This is a genomic window from Streptomyces sp. NK08204 (assembly GCF_020400585.1).
In the GTDB taxonomy this organism is placed as follows: Bacteria; Actinomycetota; Actinomycetes; order Streptomycetales; family Streptomycetaceae; genus Streptomyces.
The window spans coordinates 430,546-451,820 of sequence record NZ_JAINVF010000003.1; the positions used below are offsets into that span (position 1 = coordinate 430,546).

Below are 21,275 nucleotides of genomic sequence, written 5' to 3' on the forward strand. Positions count from 1 at the left end.
GCGGTACCGGAGCGCACGCCGATGTGACCGGCGTGCGCAGTCCGACACCCGCCGTCGGTGCCGTGATAGACCGGGGTCGAGCAGCGGTCGCCGACGGACCGCTCCGACCGGACCGGAGGAACCGTGCCCCGCATCCTGGCCAACGCCCCGATCATGATTCTCAACGGGCCCAACCTGAACCTGCTCGGTCAGCGTCAGCCGGAGATCTACGGCAAGGACACACTCGCCGACGTCGAGGCGATGTGCGCCAAGGCGGCGGCTGCGCACGGCGGCACCGTCGACTTCCGGCAGTCCAACCACGAGGGTGAGCTGGTCGACTGGATCCACGAGGCGCGGCTGGGCCACTGCGGGATCGTCATCAATCCCGGCGCCTACTCCCACACGTCGGTCGCGATTCTGGACGCACTCAACACCTGCGACGACATGCCCGTGCTGGAGGTGCACATCTCCAACATCCATCGGCGTGAGTCGTTCCGGCACCACTCGTACGTCTCGCTGCGCGCCGACGGTGTCATCGCGGGCTGCGGGGTGCAGGGGTACGTGTTCGGCGTGGAGCGTGTCGCCGCCCTGCTGGGCGCGGCGCAGGCGGACGCCTGACAAACTCCCGCCAGCCCGCCGCAGGCGCCGGCCCCACGATCCGCCGCAGCAGTCGGTGAGCTCGTAGCCCGCCAGTGGCAGCCGGCGTCGCATCGGTCCCTGCCTGGGCCGCCGGACGGGGGCGGGCGAGAAGGCCGGCCCGCACCGCGCAGGAGCCGTCGTCCTGTGCGGTGCTGCCTCTGGTCGACCCCACGTCGCCGGTCGGGAGGCGCGCACGCCCGCACGTGCGAAGCGTTCACACGGGGCGCGGGACGTGCGGCGACCGGCGCGTCACCATCCGCGCGCGTGCCACTCCGGAAGATGGGGCCGCTCCGCGCCCAGCGTGGTGTCGTTGCCATGTCCGGGGTAGACCCACGTCTCGTCCGGCAGCACGTCGAAGATCTTGGTCTCGACGTCGTGGATCAGGCTGGCGAACGCCTTCGGGTCCCTGCGCGTGTTGCCGACGCCGCCCGGGAAGAGGCAGTCGCCGGTGAAGACGTGCGGGTGGCCGTGCGGGTCGTCGTACACCAGAGCGATGGAGCCGGGGGTGTGCCCGACGAGGTGGCGCGCGGTGAGTTCCACGCGCCCGACCCTGATGGTGTCGCCGTCGTCGACCAGGACGTCGGTGGGCACCGGGATGCCGGCGGCGTCCTCGCGGCCCGCGTAGGTGCGCGCGCCCGTGGCGGCGACCACCTCGGCCAGCGCCTGCCAGTGGTCGCCGTGCTGGTGTGTGGTGACGACGGACGCGATGCCGTCGTCACCGATCATGTTCAGGAGTGTCTTCGCCTCGTTGGCGGCGTCGATCAGGAGCTGCTCGTCGGTGGCCCGGCAGCGCAGCAGATAGGCGTTGTTGTCCATCGGGCCGACCGCGATCTTGGTGATCATCAGGTCCTTCAGCTCGTGGACGTCCGCCGGTCCGCCGACCTTGACCTCTCCGCTGTACGTCATGGCTGTCAGCCTATAGCGGGAGGGCCTTGCGGAACATGATCGCCCTACAGAGGGGGAAGCTTCGGAAGCGCTCCGCCCTGCACCTCCAGCTCCGCTCCGTCGCGCCGCCCGGAGAGCCAGCCGAGCAGGTCTGCCGGCCGGCCGATGACGGTGACCTCGGGCTCGGCCGCCTCGCGTCCCGTGCTCCACGCGCGCGTGCCGTCCGTGACGCGCGTCGCCGGGATGTCGTGGTTCCCGAAGAACCGCTGCGTCAGGAAGTCGATCTCCCGTTCCGTGAATTCTCCGGACAGGTCCTCCAGCTCGTAGCCCACCCCGAGGTCGACGTGGTGCAGGTCGACCTCGACCCAGCGCCGGAACGGCACCCGGGCTGCGGAGTCGGTCACCCCGTTGCGCAGTTCCACCGTGCGTGTCCAGTCCGCGGGCTCGGCCCCCGCCTCCTGGAAGCGGGCCGCGCTCTCACGGACGTCGGCGAGCTGGACATCGAGGGGGCGCGGGGCGTCCCGCTCGATGTCGGCGTTCCGCGCCTCGGCGCTCGCGTACATGGGACGGCCCTGAAGGACGTTCACGAGAGCGTCGGCATTACGGGCGATGTGCGCGAGGAGGTGTCCGCGGCTCCAGCCCGGAAGCCGTGACGGCGCGGCGAGCGACGCGTTGTCCAGTTCGGCGGCGGCGGTGAGCAGCCGTTCCGTCGCGTCGCGTACACAGGCCAGGTCATGAGCGTGATCAATCATGCGCCCGACCCTAGCCGCGCCACACCTTCGGGTGAAGCTGGTGAACCGCGTCCGCAATTCGAATGCGCGTGCTATATGGTCGGGTGTGGCGTCGGGCATGCTGGATGGCCGGGGGGTGTTATGCAACCGGGAAATCCGACCGGCGTTGTCAGTGGCTCCCCCTAGTCTGAAGAAGCACGGGGGCCTCGCCCCTGTCACTTCTCTCAAGAAAGGTGCGGACCGGCGTGGCCGACCGTCTCATCGTCCGTGGCGCGCGCGAGCACAACCTGAAGAACGTCTCGCTCGACCTGCCGCGCGACTCGCTCATCGTCTTCACGGGCCTGTCGGGGTCGGGCAAGTCCTCCCTGGCCTTCGACACGATCTTCGCGGAGGGCCAGCGCCGCTACGTGGAGTCGCTGTCCTCGTACGCCCGGCAGTTCCTCGGCCAGATGGACAAGCCGGACGTCGACTTCATCGAGGGCCTGTCGCCGGCCGTCTCCATCGACCAGAAGTCCACCTCCCGCAACCCCCGCTCGACCGTCGGCACGATCACCGAGGTCTACGACTACCTGCGCCTGCTCTTCGCGCGCATCGGCAAGCCGCACTGTCCCGAGTGCGGCCGTCCGATCTCGCGCCAGTCGCCCCAGGCCATCGTCGACAAGGTCCTCGAGCTGCCGGAGGGCAGTCGCTTCCAGGTGCTGTCGCCGCTGGTGCGTGAGCGCAAGGGCGAGTTCGTGGATCTCTTCGCAGACCTCCAGACCAAGGGCTACTCCCGCGCGCGCGTGGACGGCGAGACCATCCAGCTCTCCGACCCGCCGACCCTGAAGAAGCAGGAGAAGCACACCATCGAGGTGGTCGTGGACCGCCTCACGGTCAAGGACTCCGCCAAGCGCCGCCTCACCGACTCCGTGGAAACCGCCCTCGGCCTGTCCGGCGGCATGGTCGTGCTCGACTTCGTCGACCTCCCCGCGGACGACCCCGAGCGCGAGCGCATGTACTCGGAGCACCTGTACTGCCCGTACGACGACCTGTCCTTCGAGGAGCTGGAGCCGCGCTCCTTCTCCTTCAACTCGCCCTTCGGCGCCTGCCCCGAGTGCACCGGCATCGGCACGCGCATGGAGGTCGACCCGGAGCTGATCGTGCCGGACGAGGACAAGTCCCTGGACGAGGGCGCCATCCACCCCTGGTCGCACGGCCATACCAAGGACTACTTCGGGCGCCTGATCGGCGCTCTCGCCGACGCGCTCGGCTTCCGCACGGACATCCCGTTCGGGGGCCTGCCGCAGCGCGCCAAGAAGGCCCTGCTCTACGGTCACAAGACACAGATCGAGGTCCGCTACCGCAACAGGTACGGCCGTGAGCGCGTGTACACCACCCCCTTCGAGGGCGCGGTGCCGTTCGTGAAGCGCCGGCACGGCGAGGCCGAGAGCGACGCCAGCCGCGAGCGCTTCGAGGGCTACATGCGCGAGGTGCCCTGCCCCTCCTGCGAGGGCACGCGCCTGAAGCCGATCGTCCTCGCGGTCACGATCATGGAGAAGTCGATCGCCGAGGTCTCCGCGATGTCGATCAGCGACTGCGCGGACTTCCTGGGCGAGCTGAAGCTGAACGCCCGCGACAAGAAGATCGCCGAGCGGGTGCTGAAGGAGGTCAACGAGCGGCTGCGCTTCCTCGTCGACGTGGGCCTCGACTACCTCTCGCTCAACCGCGCGGCCGGCACTCTCTCGGGTGGCGAGGCCCAGCGCATCCGCCTGGCCACCCAGATCGGCTCCGGACTCGTCGGCGTCCTGTACGTCCTGGACGAGCCGTCCATCGGCCTGCACCAGCGCGACAACCACCGGCTGATCGAGACCCTCGTGCGGCTGCGCGACATGGGTAACACGCTCATCGTCGTGGAGCACGACGAGGACACCATCAAGGTCGCCGACTGGATCGTGGACATCGGCCCTGGTGCCGGTGAGCACGGCGGCAAGGTCGTGCACAGCGGCTCCCTGAAGGAGCTGCTCGCCAACCCCGAGTCGCAGACCGGGCAGTACCTGTCCGGCCGCAGGTCGATCCCCGTCCCGGACGTGCGGCGCCCCCGCGACCTGTCCCGGCAGCTCACCGTGCACGGCGCCCGTGAGAACAACCTGCAGGACATCGACGTGTCCTTCCCGCTCGGCGTGTTCACGGCCGTGACGGGCGTCTCCGGGTCCGGCAAGTCGACGCTGGTCAACGACATCCTCTACACGCACCTGGCCCGCGAACTGAACGGCGCGCGCAACGTCCCCGGGCGGCACACGCGCGTGGACGGCGACGACCTGGTCGACAAGGTCGTCCACGTCGACCAGTCGCCCATCGGCCGCACCCCACGGTCCAACCCGGCGACGTACACCGGCGTCTTCGACCACATCCGCAAGCTGTTCGCCGAGACCACCGAGGCGAAGGTCCGCGGATACCAGCCCGGCCGCTTCTCCTTCAACGTCAAGGGCGGGCGCTGCGAGAACTGCGCGGGCGACGGCACGATCAAGATTGAGATGAACTTCCTCCCGGACGTCTACGTCCCCTGTGAGGTCTGCCACGGCGCCCGCTACAACCGGGAGACCCTGGAGGTCCACTACAAGGGCAAGTCCATCGCCGACGTGCTGAACATGCCGATCGAGGAGGCCACCGACTTCTTCGAGGCCGTTCCGGCCATCTCCCGGCACCTGCGGACACTGAAGGACGTCGGCCTCGGCTACGTCCGGCTCGGCCAGTCCGCGACCACCCTGTCCGGCGGTGAGGCGCAGCGCGTCAAGCTCGCCAGCGAGCTGCAGAAGCGCTCCACCGGGCGCACGGTCTACGTCCTGGACGAGCCGACCACCGGTCTGCACTTCGAGGACATCAGCAAGCTGCTGAAGGTGCTCTCCGGCCTGGTCGACAAGGGCAACACCGTCATCGTCATCGAGCACAACCTCGACGTGATCAAGACCGCCGACTGGCTCGTCGACATGGGTCCGGAGGGCGGGGCCGGCGGTGGTCTGGTGGTCGCCGAGGGCACGCCCGAGGAGGTCGCCGGCGTTCCGGCCAGCCACACGGGCAAGTTCCTGCGCGAGATCCTCGACGCCGACCGCATCAGCGACGCGGAGCCGGTGCGGGCGCCGCGGGCCAGAGCGGCCAGGAAGACGGCCGCGGCCGAGTCGGCGGCGAAGAGGACGGTGACGGCCAAGGCCGACAACACGGCGATCAAGAAGGCCGCCGCGGTCACGAAGAAGGCGGCGGCACCCGCGAAGAAGGCGACCCGGGCCCGCAAGGCCTGAGAGCGAGTCAGGCCGTGTCGCGGTCATGCTGACACGACGTCAAAGATCCGGCGCCCCGTGGGAACTTCCCACGGGGCGCCGCTCGTTCTGTCAACAGCCACCCCGGCTCTGCGGCTCGCTGGTTCCACAGACCGCGGGGCCGGTCGAACCTTGACAAGACCAGAGAGGAAACGGGCACCCGTCGGCCCGGCTCACAGCTCGCCCAACTCGGCCGCGTACGGCGGCTCCGCCCCCGCCCGCGAGCAGGTGATCGCCGCCGCGCGTGCCGCGAACCGCAGCAGCCGCGTCCAGCCGTCCCGTCCCAGGCCGGCAAGGGCCTCCGCGGACAGCGCGTCCCGGACGGACAGCCCGTGCAGCAGTGCGGCGTTCACGGTGTCTCCGGCGCCGATGGTGTCCACGACCTCGACCTTCTCACCGGGCACGGAATACTCCGCCCCGTCCCGGGTGAAGACGGTCAGGCCGTTGCTGCCGCGGGTGACCACCACGGCCTGCGGCCCCGCGGTCAGCCACTCCCGCGGGGTGCCACCCAGCCACGCGGCGTCCTCCGTGGAAAGCTTCAGCAGGGTGACCGAGGGCAGCCAGCGCTCGAAGCGCGCCCGGTAGGCCTCCGCGTCCGGGATCAGACCCGCCCGGATGTTGGGGTCGAGCGCGGTGAACAGGCCCTGCCCGGACGCGGTTCGCATCAGCTCCTCATAGGCGCTCGCCCCCGGTTCCAGGACGAGTGAACAGGTGCCGAAGGCCACCGCGCGCGTGCCTTCGGGGAGCGCGGAGGAGGCGGTGAACAGGCGGTCGGCGGTGCCGTTCACATAGAAGGAATAGGCGGCCGACCCCCCGGCGTCGAGGGTCGCGACGGCGAGGGTGGTCGGCTCCGGCCCACGCTGCACGTCCGACACGTCCACCCCCGCCCGTCGCAGCCCGTCGAGGAGAGCCTCACCGAAGGCGTCGTGGGAGGTGCGGGAGCGGAAGGCGGTGGGGGAGCCGAGGCGACCGAGGGCCACGGCGGTGTTGTACGGGCCGCCACCGAGCGCCGGTTTCAGGCCGGCGAGGGCGCCGGGGCCCTGCGGTACCAGGTCGATCAGTGCCTCACCGGCGACGACGATCACGAGACGGGTCCCTTCTCGGACAGCGTGGATGGTTCGGTTCGCGCCTCCGCCCCCGGTTCCCGCGCGGTCCCCGCGGCCCGGGCGGGCTGCTCCGGGCAGCCACAGGACGTGCGGTGCACGAACGCGCACGGCAGGCGCAGCGTCCGGGCGGCCCGGTCCGGCTCGGCCAGCCGGTCCAGGAGAATCCGGACGGCCTGGGTGCCGATCTCCCTGCTGGGCTGGGCGATGGCGGTGAGCCGAGGAGAGAACAGGTCGGCCCACGGGAAGTCGTCGAAGCAGCACAGGGCGATGTCGTCCGGCACGGACAGGTGCTGCCGGCGCAGGGCGCGCAGGGCGCCGATGGTCATCGCGTTGTTGGCGGTGACGAGGGCCGTGGGCACATTGGGCAGCGCGAGCAGTGCCGCCGTGGCCCGCTCGGCGCCGGCGGACCCGGAGTTGCCGGAGACCAGAAGGCCGTCGTCGTAGGCCAGGCCGGCGGCGGCGAGACCCTGCCGGTAGCCGGCGATACGCTCACTGGTCGTGCTGAGCCCAGGCATGCCTGCGACCAGACCGATTCGCCGGTGGCCCAGACCGGCGAGGTGGGTGACGAGCCGAGCCGTCGGTTCGGCGCTCTCGGCGCAGACCTGGTCGAAGCGCGGGGCCCCGTGCACCGGCGCGTCGGTCTCCGTGACCACCCGGTCGAGAAAGACGGTCGGTACGGCGTGCCGGTGGAGGTAGGACACGAGGTGATGCGCGCTCGCGGACGGGGCGACGATCATGCCGTCCACACGGCGCTCGTGGAGGAGCCGGACGACCTTGCGCTCGTGCTCCGGGTCGTCGTGCGGGTCGGCGATGAGCAGGCTGTAGCCGGCCTCCAGGGCGGCGGCCTCCACGCCGTGGACGATCTCTGTGAAGTACGGGTTGCCGATCACCGACACCGCGAGGCCGATGGAGCGGGTGCGGGAGGTCACCAGGGCGCGGGCAAGGCCGTTGGGCGTGTAGCCGAGCGCATCGACGGCGTCCAGCACGGCCTGCCGGGTGTGCGGCAGCACCGGGCGCGTGCCGTTGAGAACGTGGGACACGGTCGCCACGGAGACTCCGGCGCTCCGGGCGACGTCCGCCATGGTGGGCATAGCGCTCCAGTGGGGTCTCGGGCCGATGGGCTGACCGGCCGCTGGGCTGCTGTGCGGGCCCTTCTGGCCGCGAAGGTATCCCATTCGCCAACCTTGCGTAAACGCTTGCGTAAACGCTTACGTGCCGGAGCCGCCCGCTGCGGGTGCCTCCTCAGCTGCCCGCGGCCCCTGCCGATCCACGCGGGAATCGTCCTCCGTGACCGTCGTCCCGGCCGGCCCCGCCCCCTCCGCAACGGTCGCCTTCCGCAACGGTCGCCCTGCGCCGGTCGCCTCCCCCCGCCGGTCGCCCTCTCCAGGCCCCGCCCCCCTCCGGCCCCCACCCTCCTGGCCGGGTATCGTCGGCCTGCACAACCCCCTGATCCGCTGGAGACCCAGATGCCCGCCCGTGCGTCCGCGAGCCGCCGTACCGTTCTTCGAGGAGCCGCCGCGGCGCCGGTGGCCGGGTTCGGCCTGGCCGCCTGCGCCGGGCCGGGTTACGGCGACGATGCCTCGGCGACCCCGACCGCGCCGGTCGACCTCGGGGCCGAGAGTGAGGTAGCCAAGGGCGGCGCCAAGCTCTTCCGGGATCACAACGTGGTGGTCAGCCGGGACGGCAGCGGCGCCCTCAAGGCGTACAGCACGGTCTGTACGCACGCCGGGTGCGCCATCAACAAGCTCCAGGGGACGACCCTGATCTGCCCCTGCCACGGCAGCCAGTTCGACGCGGTGACCGGCAAGGTGGTGCAGTCACCGGCCACCGAGCCGTTGAACGAGCTTCCGGTGAAGGCCGCGAACGGCAGGATCGTGGCCGGGCCCGGCGCCTGACCTCACCGGCACCGGGGACGGGTGCCGCGCCCTTACTCCCAGTCCCAGGCGATACCGAGGACGCCCGGCCGGATCCGCGGCTCGACCACGTGGGCGCTGTGGTGCGGTCCGCTGATCGGCAGCTCCTGCCGGCCGCTGCGCGGGGCCGCGGGCGAGTGCTGGGTGAAGCGGTGGCAGCGCGTCGGCAGGGCCGCTGCGTCGAAGCGCACCTGGAGCGCGTACTGGCCGCCGGCAGAGCCGCACCGGTGGACGTACTCGCGCGAGTCCCCGGCGGTGCCGTCCTCCACGCCGTACCGGAAGAGGAACGTGTCGCCGGTGCGCAGCCGGGTACCGAAGAGCAGCTCGGCCACCAGCACACCGGTGGCCTGGTCCCAGCGGACGCGCCCGGTGCGGCAGTTCTCCAGGGCCACCACGCGCATGTCGCGCGGGCTGCAGCCGGGGTCACCGTGGTGGACGGCGAGGAAGCGATCGACGCCGTCGTGGTGGGCGCGCACGATGTGGTGGCACTCGCGGCCCAGCAGCCGGCGCTGGGCGTCGATCCGGACCAGTTCATGGTGGCCCAGGGTGTGCAGACCGCCGTCGAGGGACCAGCCCAGCTCGCTCTGGAGCCGGTTCAGGACGTCGGAGGCTTCGACCAGGGAGCGGTACGTGTGCGCCGCCGGGTGGCCGTCGGCGGCGCGGCCGTCGGACTCGGCGAGCAGGCGGATCAGCGACTCGTCCGGCAGATGGAGGATCTCCTCCAGTGCCCGCACGGCCCGCAGCGACTCGGGGCGCTGCGGGCGGCGGGCGCCCTGCTGCCAGTAACTCAGGCTGGTCACGCCGACCTTCACCCCGTGGCGAGACAGATGGTGCTGCACCCGCTGGAGGGGCAGGCCGCGCGCGGCGATCGCGGCGCGCAGCGCCACGTGGAAGGGGCCACCCCGCAGGACCGTGTCCAGTTCAGCGGTGGGGACGTCCGCGTGTTCTGTGGCGTGCAGCATGCACAGGGGCCTTTCTGTGAGATGTCACGACGGCTGGTCAGACCGTTCGGCGCGGGTCCCCCGGGGCCTGCCCGTCGGCGCCGTCGGCGCCCGGGCGTGCACACGGCGTGCGCGGGCGCCGTGTGCACGGCCCTGAGTTCCCCCGCATTGAAGCGTGTTGACCAGACCCCGACAACACCTCGGACCCGGTCGGCGCGCAGTCGTGGCCGAGCTGCGACCGTGATCGCCGCGAGCCGTGCCGCCCGCCGGACGGGTGCGCGGCGCCCGGGTACGGCGTGCGCAAGGTCCCCTGAGCCGTACGGGTGCGGGCGTTGTCCACAGGCCCGACGCTGTGTCGGTGCTCGCCAGTAGGGTGTGGGACATGGCCGACCCCTCCAGCTACCGCCCCAGGCCGGGAGAGATCCCGGACTCCCCCGGGGTGTACCGGTTCCGTGACGAGCACCGCCGGGTGATCTACGTCGGAAAGGCGAAAAGCCTGCGTCAGCGCCTGGCGAACTACTTCCAGGACCTGGCGAACCTGCACCCGCGCACCCGGACGATGGTGACCACCGCCGCGTCCGTGGAGTGGACCGTGGTGTCCACGGAGGTCGAGGCGCTCCAGCTGGAGTACTCCTGGATCAAGGAGTACGACCCCCGGTTCAACGTCAAGTACCGCGACGACAAGAGCTACCCGTACCTCGCGGTGACGATGGGCGAGGAGTTCCCGCGGGTGCAGGTGATGCGCGGTCACAAGAAGAAGGGTGTGCGGTACTTCGGGCCGTACGCGCACGCCTGGGCCATCCGCGACACCGTGGACCTGCTGCTGCGCGTCTTCCCGGTGCGCACCTGCTCCGCCGGTGTCTTCAAGAACGCCGCCCGCACCGGCCGGCCCTGCCTGCTGGGCTACATCGGCAAGTGCTCCGCCCCCTGCGTCGGCCGGGTCACCCCCGAGGACCACCGGGAGCTGGCCGAGGAGTTCTGTGACTTCATGGCCGGCCGTACCGGTACGTACCTGCGTCGTCTGGAGAAGCAGATGATGGAGGCGGCCGAGGAGATGGAGTACGAGCGGGCCGCGCGCCTGCGGGACGACATCGAGGCCCTGAAGAAGGCCCTGGAGAAGAACGCGGTCGTGCTCGCCGATGCGACCGACGCCGACCTCGTCGCCGTCGCCGAGGACGAGCTGGAGGCGGCCGTCCAGATCTTCCATGTGCGCGGCGGCCGGGTGCGCGGCCAGCGCGGCTGGGTGACCGACAAGGTCGAGGAGGTCACCACCGGCGCTCTGGTGGAGCACGCCCTTCAGCAGTTGTACGGCGAGGAGACCGGGGACGCGGTGCCCAAGGAGGTCCTGGTCCCGGCGCTGCCCGAGCCGGTCCTGCCGGTGCAGGAGTGGCTGACCGGCCGGCGCGGCTCGAACGTGTCGCTGCGCATCCCGCAGCGCGGCGACAAGAAGGCGCTCATGGAGACCGTGCAGCGCAACGCCCAGCAGGCGCTCGCCCTGCACAAGACCAAGCGCGCCTCCGACCTGACGACGCGCTCGCGCGCCCTGGAGGAGATCGCCGAGGCCCTCGACCTGGACAGCGCCCCTCTGCGGATCGAGTGCTACGACATCTCGCACCTCCAGGGCGACGACGTGGTCGCCTCCATGGTCGTCTTCGAGGACGGGCTGCAGCGCAAGAGCGAGTACCGGCGCTTCCAGATCAAGGGACGTGTCGGAGACACGCAGATCTGGCACGGTACCGGTCAGGACGACGTGCGTTCCATGCACGAGGTCATCACCCGCCGCTTCCGGCGCTACCTCGCCGAGAAGGAGAAGACCGGCGAGTGGGTGGAGGACGAGACCGAGGGCGGACTCGGGAACGGCCCCAAGGACGACGACGGCCGCCCCCGGAAGTTCGCGTACCCGCCCCAGCTGGTCGTCGTCGACGGCGGGCAGCCGCAGGTCGCCGCCGCCCGGCGCGCCCTGGACGAACTGGGCATCGACGACATCGCCGTCTGTGGCCTCGCCAAACGTCTGGAGGAGGTCTGGGTGCCCGGTGAGAACGACCCCGTGGTCCTGCCCCGCACCAGCGAGGGCCTGTACCTGCTCCAGCGTGTCCGTGACGAGGCCCACCGCTTCGCGATCACCTACCAGCGCACCAAGCGCACCAAGCGCCTGCGTTCCAGCCCCCTGGACGACGTGCCCGGCCTCGGTGAGACCCGCAAACAGGCGCTCGTCAAGCATTTCGGCTCCGTGAAGAAGCTCCGGTCCGCCACAATCGAGCAGATCCAGGAAGTGCCCGGGATAGGCAGGAAGACGGCCGAGACCATCGCCGCGGCCCTCGCCCAGGCGGCCCCGGCGGCACCCGCCGTGAACACGGCGACCGGAGAGATCATTGAAGACGGGGAACCCGACACGACGGGGGGTTCCTCGGGGGAGCCCGTGACCGCGGGCCACCCGGACGAACGACGGGGGCAGGAGACATGACCGAGCACGATGCACAGCCCACAGCGGACCGAGAACAGACGGCCGTGGGGGAGCCGCAGCAGGCGGCTCAGGAAAACGGAGCACAGGTGAGTACGGACGTCACACCAGCCGGGGGCCCCGAAGCGGCCATCCCCGAACTGGTGATCATCTCCGGCATGTCCGGAGCGGGCCGGTCGACGGCCGCCAAGTGCCTGGAGGACCTCGGCTGGTTCGTCGTCGACAACCTCCCGCCCGCCCTCATCCCCACCATGGTGGAGCTGGGGGCCCGCTCCCAGGGCAACGTGGCACGGATCGCGGTCGTCGTGGACGTACGCGGCCGACGCTTCTTCGACAACCTGCGCGAGTCCCTCGCCGACCTCGACACCCGGGGCGTCACCCGGCGGATCGTCTTCCTGGAGTCCTCCGACGAGGCCCTGGTGCGCCGCTTCGAGTCGGTGCGCCGCCCGCACCCCCTCCAGGGTGACGGCCGCATCGTGGACGGCATCGCCGCCGAGCGGGAACTGCTGCGGGAGCTGCGGGGCGACGCCGACCTGGTGATCGACACCTCCAGCCTCAACGTGCACGAGCTGCGCGCCAAGATGGACGCCCAGTTCGCCGGTGAGGAGGAGCCCGAGCTGCGGGCCACGGTGATGTCCTTCGGCTTCAAGTACGGCCTGCCGGTCGACGCCGATCTGGTCGCGGACATGCGGTTCCTGCCCAATCCGCACTGGGTGCCGGAGCTGCGCCCGTTCACCGGGCTCAACGAGGAGGTCTCCGCCTACGTCTTCAACCAGCCCGGTGCCAAGGAGTTCCTCGACCGGTACGCCGAGCTGCTGCGGCTCGTCGCGGCCGGCTACCGGCGCGAGGGCAAGCGGTACGTGACCATCGCGATCGGCTGCACCGGCGGCAAGCACCGCTCGGTCGCGGTGTCGGAGAAGCTCGCCGCGCGCCTCGCGGCCGAAGGGGTGGAGACGGTGGTCGTACACCGGGACATGGGACGGGAATGACGGAACGTACACGGCGGCTGAGCCGGCTGCGCCGCGTGGTACCGGAGGGGCGCGCGGCCCGCGCCGCGGCCGAGCCCCGCGGTGCGAGGCCGCGCCGCCGCGGCGCGCAGCCCAAGGTGGTCGCCCTCGGCGGCGGCATGGGCCTGTCCGCCTCGCTCGCCGCGCTGCGCCGGATCACCGGCGACCTCACCGCCGTCGTCACCGTGGCCGACGACGGCGGCTCCAGCGGGCGCCTGCGTGACGAGCTGGGCGTCCTGCCGCCCGGCGACCTGCGCAAGGCTCTGGCCGCACTGTGCGGCGACGACGACTGGGGCCAGACCTGGGCCCGGGTCATCCAGCACCGCTTCCAGTCCAAGGGCGAGATGCACGGGCATGCGGTCGGCAACCTGCTGATCGTCGCCCTGTGGGAGCAGCTCGGCGACCATGTCCAGGCTCTGGACCTGGTCGGCAGGCTGCTCGGCGCGCACGGACGGGTGCTGCCCATGTCCGCCGTGCCCCTGGAGTTGCAGGCCATGGTCAAGGGGCACGACCCGAGGCGCCCGGACGACGTGGACACGGTGCGCGGGCAGGCGACCGTGGCACTGACGCCCGGCGAGGTGCAGTCCGTGCACCTGGTCCCCAACGACCCGCCCGCCGTCCCCGAGGCCGTCGCGGCGGTCCTGGACGCGGACTGGGTGGTGCTCGGTCCCGGCTCCTGGTTCTCCTCGGTGCTCCCGCACCTGCTCGTCCCCGAGCTGCTGGACGCGCTCACCCAGACAAAGGCGCGCAAGGTCCTGTCCCTGAACCTCGCCCCGCAGCCGGGAGAAACCGAGGGGTTCTCCCCGCAGCGTCATTTGGAGGTTTTGGGGCGACACGCCCCTAAACTCGCCCTGGACGTGGTGCTGGCCGACGAGGCTGCCGTGCCCGACCGCGATGCGCTCGCCGAGGCCGCCAAGCGGCTCGGAGCCGCGGTCGAGCTGGCCCCGGTGGCCCGGCCCGACGGTTCACCCCGGCACGACCCGGAGCTGTTGGCCGCCGCGTACGACCGTATTTTTCGGATGCATGGAAGGATCGGCCCATGGCGATGACGGCAGCGGTGAAGGACGAGATCTCCCGGCTCCCCGTCACCCGGACCTGCTGCAGGAAGGCGGAGGTCTCCGCCGTTCTGCGGTTCGCCGGCGGCCTCCATCTGGTCAGCGGGCGCATCGTGATCGAGGCCGAGCTGGACACTGCGATGGCCGCCCGCCGCCTCAAGCGGGACATCCTGGAGATCTTCGGCCACAGCTCGGAGCTGATCGTGATGGCGCCGGGCGGCCTGCGCCGCGGCTCGCGTTACGTGGTCCGGGTCGTCGCGGGAGGCGACCAGCTGGCTCGCCAGACGGGGCTGGTGGACGGCCGTGGCCGTCCGATCCGCGGCCTGCCCCCGCAGGTGGTCTCCGGGGCCACCTGTGACGCGGAGGCGGCCTGGCGCGGGGCCTTCCTGGCGCACGGCTCGCTGACCGAGCCCGGCCGCTCCTCCTCGCTGGAGGTGACCTGCCCGGGTCCGGAGGCCGCGCTCGCGCTGGTCGGCGCCGCCCGCCGGCTGTCCATCGCCGCGAAGGCCCGCGAGGTGCGCACCGTGGACCGGGTCGTCGTCCGCGACGGTGACGCCATCGGCGCGCTGCTCACCCGGCTCGGCGCGCACGAGTCGGTGCTGGCCTGGGAGGAGCGCCGGATGCGCCGCGAGGTGCGCGCCACGGCGAACCGTCTCGCCAACTTCGACGACGCCAACCTGCGCCGTTCGGCCCGCGCCGCCGTGGCCGCCGGTGCCCGGGTGCAGCGGGCCCTGGAGATCCTCGGTGACGAGGTGCCCGAGCACCTCGCCGCTGCCGGCCGGCTCCGCATGGAACACAAGCAGGCCTCTTTGGAGGAGCTGGGTGCGCTCGCCGACCCGCCGCTCACCAAGGACGCCGTCGCAGGCCGGATCCGCCGGCTGCTGGCCATGGCCGACAAGCGCGCCGCCGACCTGGGCATCCCCGGCACGGAGGCCAACCTGTCGGAGGATCTGGCGGACAACCTGGCCGGCTGAGCCCGAGCCGCACCATCGCCCGCACGAATGCCCGGTGGAAGAGGCATATCGGTTTCGCGTTGCCCGGAGTCGCCGAGCGGCTCCGGGCAACGTCGTCACAGGGGTCCGGATAACGCCATGAGGGGTTCGGATAACGCCGTGCGAGGGACTTCGGTCAACGCCGTGACGAGTGAAAGAGCCATATTGCCGAGAAAGACGCTGACAATATTTAGCAGGTGAGCGCAACCCCCTCTCAATAGTGCGCAGAATCGGCCGTGATCAGGTGAGACGACCCGCTCACGAACGAGTGAAAAGGCAGCCAACACGCACCGGCATTCTCAGGCAAAAGGGGGCGAAACAACCCCCGATCCGAGGTGTTCCGTACGCCTACTGGCGGGTACGGACTGCCTGCCCTTTTATGCGGCATCTGAATGTCACCCAAGGGCCTTCGGAGAGGTAGGGTCATTGGTGGTCGGGGACATCCCAAACAGAGCCGCCGGCACCGCATGGCCGGCGTACCACGAGGAGATCGGTTCGTGACGATCCGCGTAGGCATCAACGGCTTCGGCCGCATCGGTCGTAACTACTTCCGCGCGCTCTTGGAGCAGGGCGCGGACATCGAGGTTGTGGCTGTCAACGACCTGGGTGACACCGCGACCACGGCTCACCTGCTCAAGTACGACACGATCCTGGGTCGCCTCAAGCAGGAGGTCTCCCACACCGCCGACACCATCACCGTCGACGGCCACACCATCAAGGTGCTCTCCGAGCGCGACCCGGCCGACATCCCCTGGGGTGAGCTGGGCGTCGACATCGTCATCGAGTCCACCGGCATCTTCACCAACAAGTCCGACGCCGCCAAGCACCTCGCCGGCGGCGCCAAGAAGGTCCTCATCTCGGCCCCGGCCAAGGACGAGGACATCACCATCGTGATGGGCGTCAACCAGGACAAGTACGACGCGGCGAACCACCACGTCATCTCCAACGCCTCCTGCACCACCAACTGCGTGGCGCCGATGGCGAAGGTCCTGGACGAGAACTTCGGCATCGTCAAGGGTCTGATGACCACGGTGCACGCGTACACCAACGACCAGCGCATCCTGGACTTCCCGCACAAGGACCTGCGCCGCGCCCGTGCCGCCGCCGAGAACATCATCCCGACCACCACCGGTGCCGCCAAGGCCACCGCCCTGGTCCTGCCGCAGCTCAAGGGCAAGCTCGACGGCATCGCGATGCGCGTCCCGGTCCCGACCGGCTCGGTCACCGACCTCGTCGTCGAGCTGGGCCGCGAGGTCACCAAGGAAGAGGTCAACGCCGCCTTCCAGAAGGCTGCCGAGGGAGAGCTGAAGGGCCTCCTCGACTACACCGAGGACCCGATCGTCTCCTCCGACATCGTCAACGCCCCGGCGTCCTGCACCTTCGACTCCTCCCTGACCATGGTCCAGGAGGGCAAGAACGTGAAGGTCATCGGCTGGTACGACAACGAGTGGGGCTACTCCAACCGCCTCGTCGACCTCACGGTCTTCGTCGGCGGTCAGCTCTGATCGCACAAGCAGCACGACCTTGAAGTGAGAGCAGGGCTCGGGCAGCGCACCGCCGCGCTGTCCGGGCCCTGTCTCGCGTGCCGACCACGTCCTTTTACGATCAGGTGCACAACGAGCCCTCCTTGGAGTCCACTCAATGAAGACGATCGACGAACTTCTCGCCGCCGGCGTCAGCGGCAAGCGGGTCTTCGTCCGCGCCGACCTCAACGTGCCGCTCGACGGCACCACCATCACCGACGACGGCCGCATCCGCGCCGTTGCGCCCACCGTCAAGGCGCTCTCGGAGGCGGGCGCCAAGGTGGTCGTCGCCTCGCACCTGGGCCGCCCCAAGGGTGCCCCGGACCCCGCCTTCTCCCTCGCCCCGGCCGCCGCGCGGCTGGGTGAGATCCTCGGTTCCGGCGTCGCCTTCGCGACCGACACCGTCGGGCAGTCCGCCCAGGACACGGTCGCCGGCCTCGCCGACGGCCAGGTCGCCGTCCTGGAGAACCTCCGCTTCAACCCCGGCGAGACGTCCAAGGACGACGCCGAGCGCGGCGCCTTCGCCGGCCAGCTCGCCGCCCTGGCCGACATCTACGTCGGCGACGGCTTCGGCGCGGTGCACCGCAAGCACGCCTCCGTCTACGACCTCCCGGCCCGGCTGCCGCACTACGCCGGCTACCTCATCGCGACCGAGGTCGGCGTCCTGAAGAGGCTCACCGACGACGTCCGGCGCCCGTACGTGGTCGTGCTCGGCGGCGCCAAGGTCTCCGACAAGCTGGGTGTCATCGACAACCTGCTCAAGAAGGCCGACCGCATCCTCATCGGCGGCGGTATGGCGTACACCTTCCTGGCCGCCAAGGGACACGAGGTGGGCATCTCGCTGCTCCAGGAGGACCAGAAGGGCACGTGCCTTCAGTACCTGGCGGAGGCGGAGAAGCGCGGCGTCGAGTTCGTGCTCCCCGTCGACGTCCTGGTCGCGTCCGAGTTCCCGGACCTGAAGACGAAGGCGCCCGCCCACCCCGACGTCGTCTCCTCGGACGCCATCCCGGCCGACAAGGAGGGCCTCGACATCGGCCCGAAGACCCGTGAGCTGTACGCCGCGAAGCTCGCCGACGCGGGCACGGTCTTCTGGAACGGCCCCATGGGTGTCTTCGAGCACCCCGACTACGCGGGCGGCACCAAGGCCGTCGCGCAGGGCCTGCTGGACTCGCCGGGCTTCACCGTCGTCGGCGGCGGTGACTCCGCCGCGGCCGTGCGTACGCTCGGCTTCGACGAGAACGCGTTCGGCCACATCTCGACCGGCGGCGGCGCCTCCCTCGAGTACCTCGAGGGCAAGACGCTCCCCGGCCTCGCCGCACTGGAGGACTGACCTACATGGCTGCATCTAATGTTTCCGGGCGCACGCCGCTGATGGCGGGCAACTGGAAGATGAACCTCAACCACCTCGAGGCCATCGCGCACGTCCAGAAGCTCGCCTTCGCCCTGGCCGACAAGGACTACGAGGCCGTCGAGGTCGCCGTCCTGCCGCCCTTCACCGACCTGCGCTCCGTGCAGACCCTGGTCGACGGCGACAAGCTCAAGATCAAGTACGGCGCCCAGGACATCTCTCAGCACGACTCCGGCGCCTACACGGGCGAGATCTCCGGCCCGATGCTGGCCAAGCTGAAGTGCACCTACGTGGTCATCGGCCACTCCGAGCGGCGCCAGTACCACAACGAGACCGACGAACTGGTCAACGCCAAGGTCAAGGCCGCCTACAAGCACGGCCTCACCCCGATCCTGTGCGTCGGCGAGGAACTGGACGTCCGCGAGGCGGGCAACCATGTGACCCACACCCTCGCCCAGGTGGAGGGCGGTCTCAAGGGCCTCCCGGCCGAGCAGGCCGAGACCGTCGTGATCGCCTACGAGCCCGTCTGGGCCATCGGCACCGGCAAGGTCTGCGGCGCCGAGGACGCCCAGGAGGTCTGTGCCGCCATCCGTGGCAAGCTCGCCGAGCTGTACTCGCAGGACGTGGCCGACAAGGTCCGCATCCAGTACGGCGGCTCCGTCAAGGCAGGCAACTGCGCCGAGATCATGGCGCAGGCCGACATCGACGGCGCCCTGGTCGGCGGCGCCTCGCTGGACGCCGAGGAGTTCGTAAAGATCGTGCGTTTCCGCGATCACTGAGCCGGTCCGTGAGTAGGCGGTAGCGGCGATACGTCGTACCCTGGCGGGGGCACAGCCGCAGTGCTGTGCCCCCGTCGTCCATCCGAATCCGAGGAAGTTGGTCCAGCCGTGGTTTTGGGGTTCTCGATCGCCCTGATCATCTTCAGCCTGCTGCTGATGCTGCTGGTGCTGATGCACAAGGGGAAGGGCGGCGGCCTCTCCGACATGTTCGGTGGCGGCATGCAGTCCTCCGTCGGCGGCTCCTCCGTCGCCGAGCGCAACCTCGACCGGATCACCATCGTGATCGGTCTGCTCTGGTTCGCCAGCATCGTCGTCCTCGGTCTGCTGATGAAGACGAACAACTGATCAGCGTCGCACAACCACATACATTCCGTACGTAAGGCCCCATGTTCGGTACGCGCTCCTGAGCGCGGCCTATCATGGGGCTTGCGTCTGGGTAGGGGAGCGGTAACTCCAATCACTGGACGCGCGTTGGGCCTTACGTAGACTGAGGCGCTCGCAACGAAGCGAAACGCCGACTCGCTTCGCGGCACCATCACGCAGGGAGTTACACCGTGGCAAGTGGCAACGCGATCCGAGGAAGCCGGGTCGGGGCGGGGCCGATGGGCGAGGCCGAGCGCGGCGAGTCCGCGCCGCGGCTGCGCGTCTCCTTCTGGTGCTCCAACGGGCACGAGACGCAGCCGAGCTTCGCCAGCGACGCGCAGGTCCCCGACACCTGGGACTGTCCGCGCTGCGGCTTCCCGGCCGGTCAGGACCAGGACAACCCGCCGGACCCGCCGCGCACCGAACCGTACAAGACGCACCTTGCGTACGTACGGGAGCGGCGCAGCGACGCGGACGGCGAGGCGATCCTCGCCGAGGCGCTCGCCAAACTGCGCGGTGAGATCTAGGAGTTGAGAACCGGCCGGGTGTCCGCGGGCACCCGGCCGTCAGCTGTGTCCGCCCGCTCGCGGCCGACCCGTTGTCAGTGGTGCCCTCTACGGTGAGTGCATCGGCACGGTGTGCGCATCTGCGTGCGGTGAGGGGGAGACATGGCAGCGGTCGAGGAGGCGGGCACGGGCGCACCCGCATGGCGCGGGGGATTCGGACGGCTGTGGACGGCCGCCGTGGTCTCCCGGTTCGGGGACGCCCTGCGGACGTCCGCGCTGCCGCTGCTCGCCGTGCGCCTCAGCGACGACCCCCTCGTCATCGCCTCGGTGACCGCCTGCGGTTACGTTCCCTGGCTGCTGTTCGGGCTGCTCGGCGGAGCCGTGGCCGACCGGATCGACCAGCGGCGGGCGATGTGGGCCGTGGACACCGTACGCGGACTGCTCGTCGCCGGTTTCGCACTCGCCGTGGGACTCGGCCACGCCTCGATCCCGCTGCTGCTCGTGCTCGCCTTCGCGCTGACCACGCTCCAGACGCTCTTCGACAACGCCGCCACGGCCCTGTTGCCCTCCCTGGTGGACCGCGAGAGCCTGGGCAGCGCCAACGCCCGGCTGATGACGGGTCAGCAGCTCGCCGGGGGGCTGCTCGCCGCGCCGCTGGTGCCGCTGCTGCTGACGGCCGGTGCCTCTCTGCCGTTCGCGGCCGACGCGAGCACGTTCCTGGCCGCCGCCGCCCTGGTGGCGTCCCTGCGCACACGGCCCCCGGAGCGGGCACCGCGGCCCGCCGGAAGCACCCTGCGGACCGAGATCGCCGAGGGCCTGCACGCCCTGTGGGGCGACCGCGCCCTGCGCGCGACCTGCGTCGCCACGCTGTTGTGCAACATCGGCATGGGCGCCCTGATCGCCACCCTGGCGCTGCATGTGACGCGCTGGCTCGACGCGGGCAACGCCGGGTACGCGGCGGCGATGACGGCCTACTCCCTCGGCAGCATCTCGGGCGGCTTCCTCGCACAACGCGTCGCCCGCCACACCGGCCGGGTGCGGGCCCTGCTGGTCGCCGGCGGTGTCCAGACAGCATCGCTGCTGCTCATCGGGTCCGTCCGCCACGTGACAGCGCTCGTCGCCGGGATGCTGCTGCTGGGTGCGATGAACATGGTGTGGAACGTCAACCAGGTGACGCTGATGCAGCACCGCAGCCCCGAGGCGATGGTGGGCCGTATCGCCTCCGCCTTCCGCACGGCCTCGACGTCCGGGGCCCCGCTCGGCGCGCTCCTCGGCGGCGCCGCCGCCCGTGCCTGGGGCCTGAACGGCCCTGCCCTGCTCGCCGCCGCGCTCTTCGCCCTCGCCGTCACGTCGTTGACAGCGGCGGGCAGGGCGGACATACCGGCGGCCGTGGCCGACGACAGCGCCACAAGACGTCACGTCGCGCCCTGATCAATTAGGTTGGGACCGGCAGCGGGGCAAGGTACGCAGCACCATGCAGCACGGACAGGCAGGAAAGAAGGCTCGAGTCGCACATGAACGCAGACGCCCGTACCAGGCTCAATCAGACACCCGAATGGACCGCTCTCGCCAAGCACCGCGAGGAACTGGCCGACACCCACCTGCGGGACCTGTTCGCCGCCGACCCGGAGCGCGGCACCGGGTACACCCTGCGGGTCGGTGATCTGTACATCGACTACTCCAAGCACCTGGTCACCGACGAGACGCTGCGGCTGCTGCGCGAGCTGGCCGCCGCCACCGACGTCTTCGGCCTG

18 protein-coding genes and 1 pseudogene are annotated in these 21,275 nt (G+C 70.6%); 14 read left to right on the forward strand and 5 right to left on the reverse strand.

The annotated features are described in order from the left end of the window. Window positions 1-123: 123 nt before the first annotated feature. Window positions 124-597, forward strand: coding sequence for a type II 3-dehydroquinate dehydratase (gene aroQ, locus K7G59_RS07735; protein WP_225831469.1), 474 nt, complete (start codon window positions 124-126; stop codon window positions 595-597). Window positions 598-867: 270 nt separating this feature from the next. On the opposite strand, the gene K7G59_RS07740 is transcribed toward aroQ, so the two are convergent. Then, a complete protein-coding gene (locus tag K7G59_RS07740) occupies window positions 868-1,524 on the reverse strand; it encodes an MBL fold metallo-hydrolase (protein WP_225831471.1) in 657 nt (218 codons plus the stop codon). Between the two features lie 44 nt (window positions 1,525-1,568). Further along, window positions 1,569-2,255 carry a maleylpyruvate isomerase family mycothiol-dependent enzyme gene (locus K7G59_RS07745; RefSeq protein ID WP_225831473.1) on the reverse strand — a complete coding sequence of 229 codons (687 nt, stop codon included), beginning with the start codon at window positions 2,253-2,255 and terminating at the stop codon, window positions 1,569-1,571. A 224-nt stretch (window positions 2,256-2,479) separates the two neighbouring features. Here K7G59_RS07745 and uvrA point away from each other — a divergent pair, with 224 nt between their 5' ends. Then, window positions 2,480-5,509: an excinuclease ABC subunit UvrA gene (uvrA, locus tag K7G59_RS07750; RefSeq protein WP_225831474.1), complete on the forward strand. Its 3,030-nt coding sequence runs from the start codon at window positions 2,480-2,482 to the stop codon at window positions 5,507-5,509. A gap of 191 nt (window positions 5,510-5,700) precedes the next feature. On the opposite strand, the gene K7G59_RS07755 is transcribed toward uvrA, so the two are convergent. Both K7G59_RS07755 and K7G59_RS07760 read right to left on the reverse strand, forming a co-directional pair. Next, window positions 5,701-6,612, reverse strand: coding sequence for a carbohydrate kinase (locus tag K7G59_RS07755; protein WP_225831477.1), 912 nt, complete (start codon window positions 6,610-6,612; stop codon window positions 5,701-5,703). Next, a complete protein-coding gene (locus tag K7G59_RS07760; protein ID WP_225831479.1) occupies window positions 6,609-7,724 on the reverse strand; it encodes a LacI family DNA-binding transcriptional regulator in 1,116 nt (371 codons plus the stop codon). Before K7G59_RS07760 ends, K7G59_RS07755 begins: the two co-directional genes overlap by 4 nt. 375 nt (window positions 7,725-8,099) lie before the next feature. Here K7G59_RS07760 and K7G59_RS07765 point away from each other — a divergent pair, with 375 nt between their 5' ends. Further along, window positions 8,100-8,528, forward strand: coding sequence for a Rieske (2Fe-2S) protein (locus tag K7G59_RS07765; protein WP_225831480.1), 429 nt, complete (start codon window positions 8,100-8,102; stop codon window positions 8,526-8,528). Window positions 8,529-8,560: 32 nt separating this feature from the next. Here K7G59_RS07765 and K7G59_RS07770 read toward each other — a convergent pair whose 3' ends face one another. Further along, window positions 8,561-9,508, reverse strand: coding sequence for a hypothetical protein (locus K7G59_RS07770; protein WP_225831483.1), 948 nt, complete (start codon window positions 9,506-9,508; stop codon window positions 8,561-8,563). Window positions 9,509-9,869: 361 nt separating this feature from the next. Between K7G59_RS07770 and uvrC the strand changes: the two genes are divergently transcribed. The 11 genes and pseudogenes from uvrC to K7G59_RS07825 form a co-directional block, all read left to right on the forward strand. Then, the gene (uvrC, locus tag K7G59_RS07775) at window positions 9,870-11,951 is read left to right on the forward strand and encodes an excinuclease ABC subunit UvrC (protein ID WP_225831485.1); all 2,082 of its coding nucleotides are present in this window, start codon (window positions 9,870-9,872) and stop codon (window positions 11,949-11,951) included. Then, window positions 11,948-12,937 carry an RNase adapter RapZ gene (gene rapZ / locus K7G59_RS07780; protein WP_225831487.1) on the forward strand — a complete coding sequence of 330 codons (990 nt, stop codon included), beginning with the start codon at window positions 11,948-11,950 and terminating at the stop codon, window positions 12,935-12,937. Before uvrC ends, rapZ begins: the two co-directional genes overlap by 4 nt. After that, the gene (yvcK, locus tag K7G59_RS07785) at window positions 12,934-14,004 is read left to right on the forward strand and encodes a uridine diphosphate-N-acetylglucosamine-binding protein YvcK (protein WP_225831490.1); all 1,071 of its coding nucleotides are present in this window, start codon (window positions 12,934-12,936) and stop codon (window positions 14,002-14,004) included. Before rapZ ends, yvcK begins: the two co-directional genes overlap by 4 nt. Then, entirely contained in the window at window positions 13,995-14,984 is a 990-nt protein-coding gene (gene whiA, locus K7G59_RS07790) for a DNA-binding protein WhiA (RefSeq protein WP_225831492.1), read from the forward strand. The genes yvcK and whiA overlap by 10 nt, the downstream gene beginning before the upstream one ends. Window positions 14,985-15,499: 515 nt before the next feature. Further along, a complete protein-coding gene (gene gap, locus K7G59_RS07795; RefSeq protein WP_225831494.1) occupies window positions 15,500-16,507 on the forward strand; it encodes a type I glyceraldehyde-3-phosphate dehydrogenase in 1,008 nt (335 codons plus the stop codon). Window positions 16,508-16,643: 136 nt separating this feature from the next. Beyond that, window positions 16,644-17,855, forward strand: coding sequence for a phosphoglycerate kinase (gene pgk, locus K7G59_RS07800; RefSeq protein WP_225831495.1), 1,212 nt, complete (start codon window positions 16,644-16,646; stop codon window positions 17,853-17,855). A gap of 41 nt (window positions 17,856-17,896) precedes the next feature. After that, complete coding sequence (tpiA, locus tag K7G59_RS07805) at window positions 17,897-18,652, forward strand: triose-phosphate isomerase (RefSeq protein ID WP_225831537.1); 756 nt, start codon at window positions 17,897-17,899, stop codon at window positions 18,650-18,652. A gap of 108 nt (window positions 18,653-18,760) precedes the next feature. Further along, window positions 18,761-18,997, forward strand: coding sequence for a preprotein translocase subunit SecG (gene secG, locus K7G59_RS07810; protein WP_225831497.1), 237 nt, complete (start codon window positions 18,761-18,763; stop codon window positions 18,995-18,997). Window positions 18,998-19,254: 257 nt separating this feature from the next. After that, on the forward strand, window positions 19,255-19,542 hold the full coding sequence (locus K7G59_RS07815; RefSeq protein ID WP_067232139.1) for an RNA polymerase-binding protein RbpA: 288 nt from the start codon (window positions 19,255-19,257) through the stop codon (window positions 19,540-19,542). Window positions 19,543-19,683: 141 nt separating this feature from the next. Continuing rightward, window positions 19,684-20,952: an MFS transporter gene (locus K7G59_RS07820; protein ID WP_225831498.1), complete on the forward strand. Its 1,269-nt coding sequence runs from the start codon at window positions 19,684-19,686 to the stop codon at window positions 20,950-20,952. Between the two features lie 83 nt (window positions 20,953-21,035). After that, window positions 21,036-21,275 (forward strand): annotated as a pseudogene (locus K7G59_RS07825) (glucose-6-phosphate isomerase); the annotation flags it as partial.

Excerpts from the sequence above, each read along its gene's own strand:
- K7G59_RS07740 (WP_225831471.1), bottom strand. The coding sequence starts at position 1,524 with ATGACGTACAGCGGAGAGGTCAAGGTCGGCGGACCGGCGGACGTCCAC.
- K7G59_RS07745 (WP_225831473.1), bottom strand. The coding sequence starts at position 2,255 with ATGATTGATCACGCTCATGACCTGGCCTGTGTACGCGACGCGACGGAA.
- K7G59_RS07760 (WP_225831479.1), bottom strand. The coding sequence starts at position 7,724 with ATGCCCACCATGGCGGACGTCGCCCGGAGCGCCGGAGTCTCCGTGGCG.
- K7G59_RS07765 (WP_225831480.1), top strand. The coding sequence starts at position 8,100 with ATGCCCGCCCGTGCGTCCGCGAGCCGCCGTACCGTTCTTCGAGGAGCC.
- K7G59_RS07770 (WP_225831483.1), bottom strand. The coding sequence starts at position 9,508 with ATGCTGCACGCCACAGAACACGCGGACGTCCCCACCGCTGAACTGGAC.
- uvrC (WP_225831485.1), top strand. The coding sequence starts at position 9,870 with ATGGCCGACCCCTCCAGCTACCGCCCCAGGCCGGGAGAGATCCCGGAC.
- rapZ (WP_225831487.1), top strand. The coding sequence starts at position 11,948 with ATGACCGAGCACGATGCACAGCCCACAGCGGACCGAGAACAGACGGCC.
- yvcK (WP_225831490.1), top strand. The coding sequence starts at position 12,934 with ATGACGGAACGTACACGGCGGCTGAGCCGGCTGCGCCGCGTGGTACCG.
- whiA (WP_225831492.1), top strand. The coding sequence starts at position 13,995 with ATGGCGATGACGGCAGCGGTGAAGGACGAGATCTCCCGGCTCCCCGTC.
- pgk (WP_225831495.1), top strand. The coding sequence starts at position 16,644 with ATGAAGACGATCGACGAACTTCTCGCCGCCGGCGTCAGCGGCAAGCGG.
- tpiA (WP_225831537.1), top strand. The coding sequence starts at position 17,897 with ATGGCGGGCAACTGGAAGATGAACCTCAACCACCTCGAGGCCATCGCG.
- K7G59_RS07815 (WP_067232139.1), top strand. The coding sequence starts at position 19,255 with ATGGGCGAGGCCGAGCGCGGCGAGTCCGCGCCGCGGCTGCGCGTCTCC.
- K7G59_RS07820 (WP_225831498.1), top strand. The coding sequence starts at position 19,684 with ATGGCAGCGGTCGAGGAGGCGGGCACGGGCGCACCCGCATGGCGCGGG.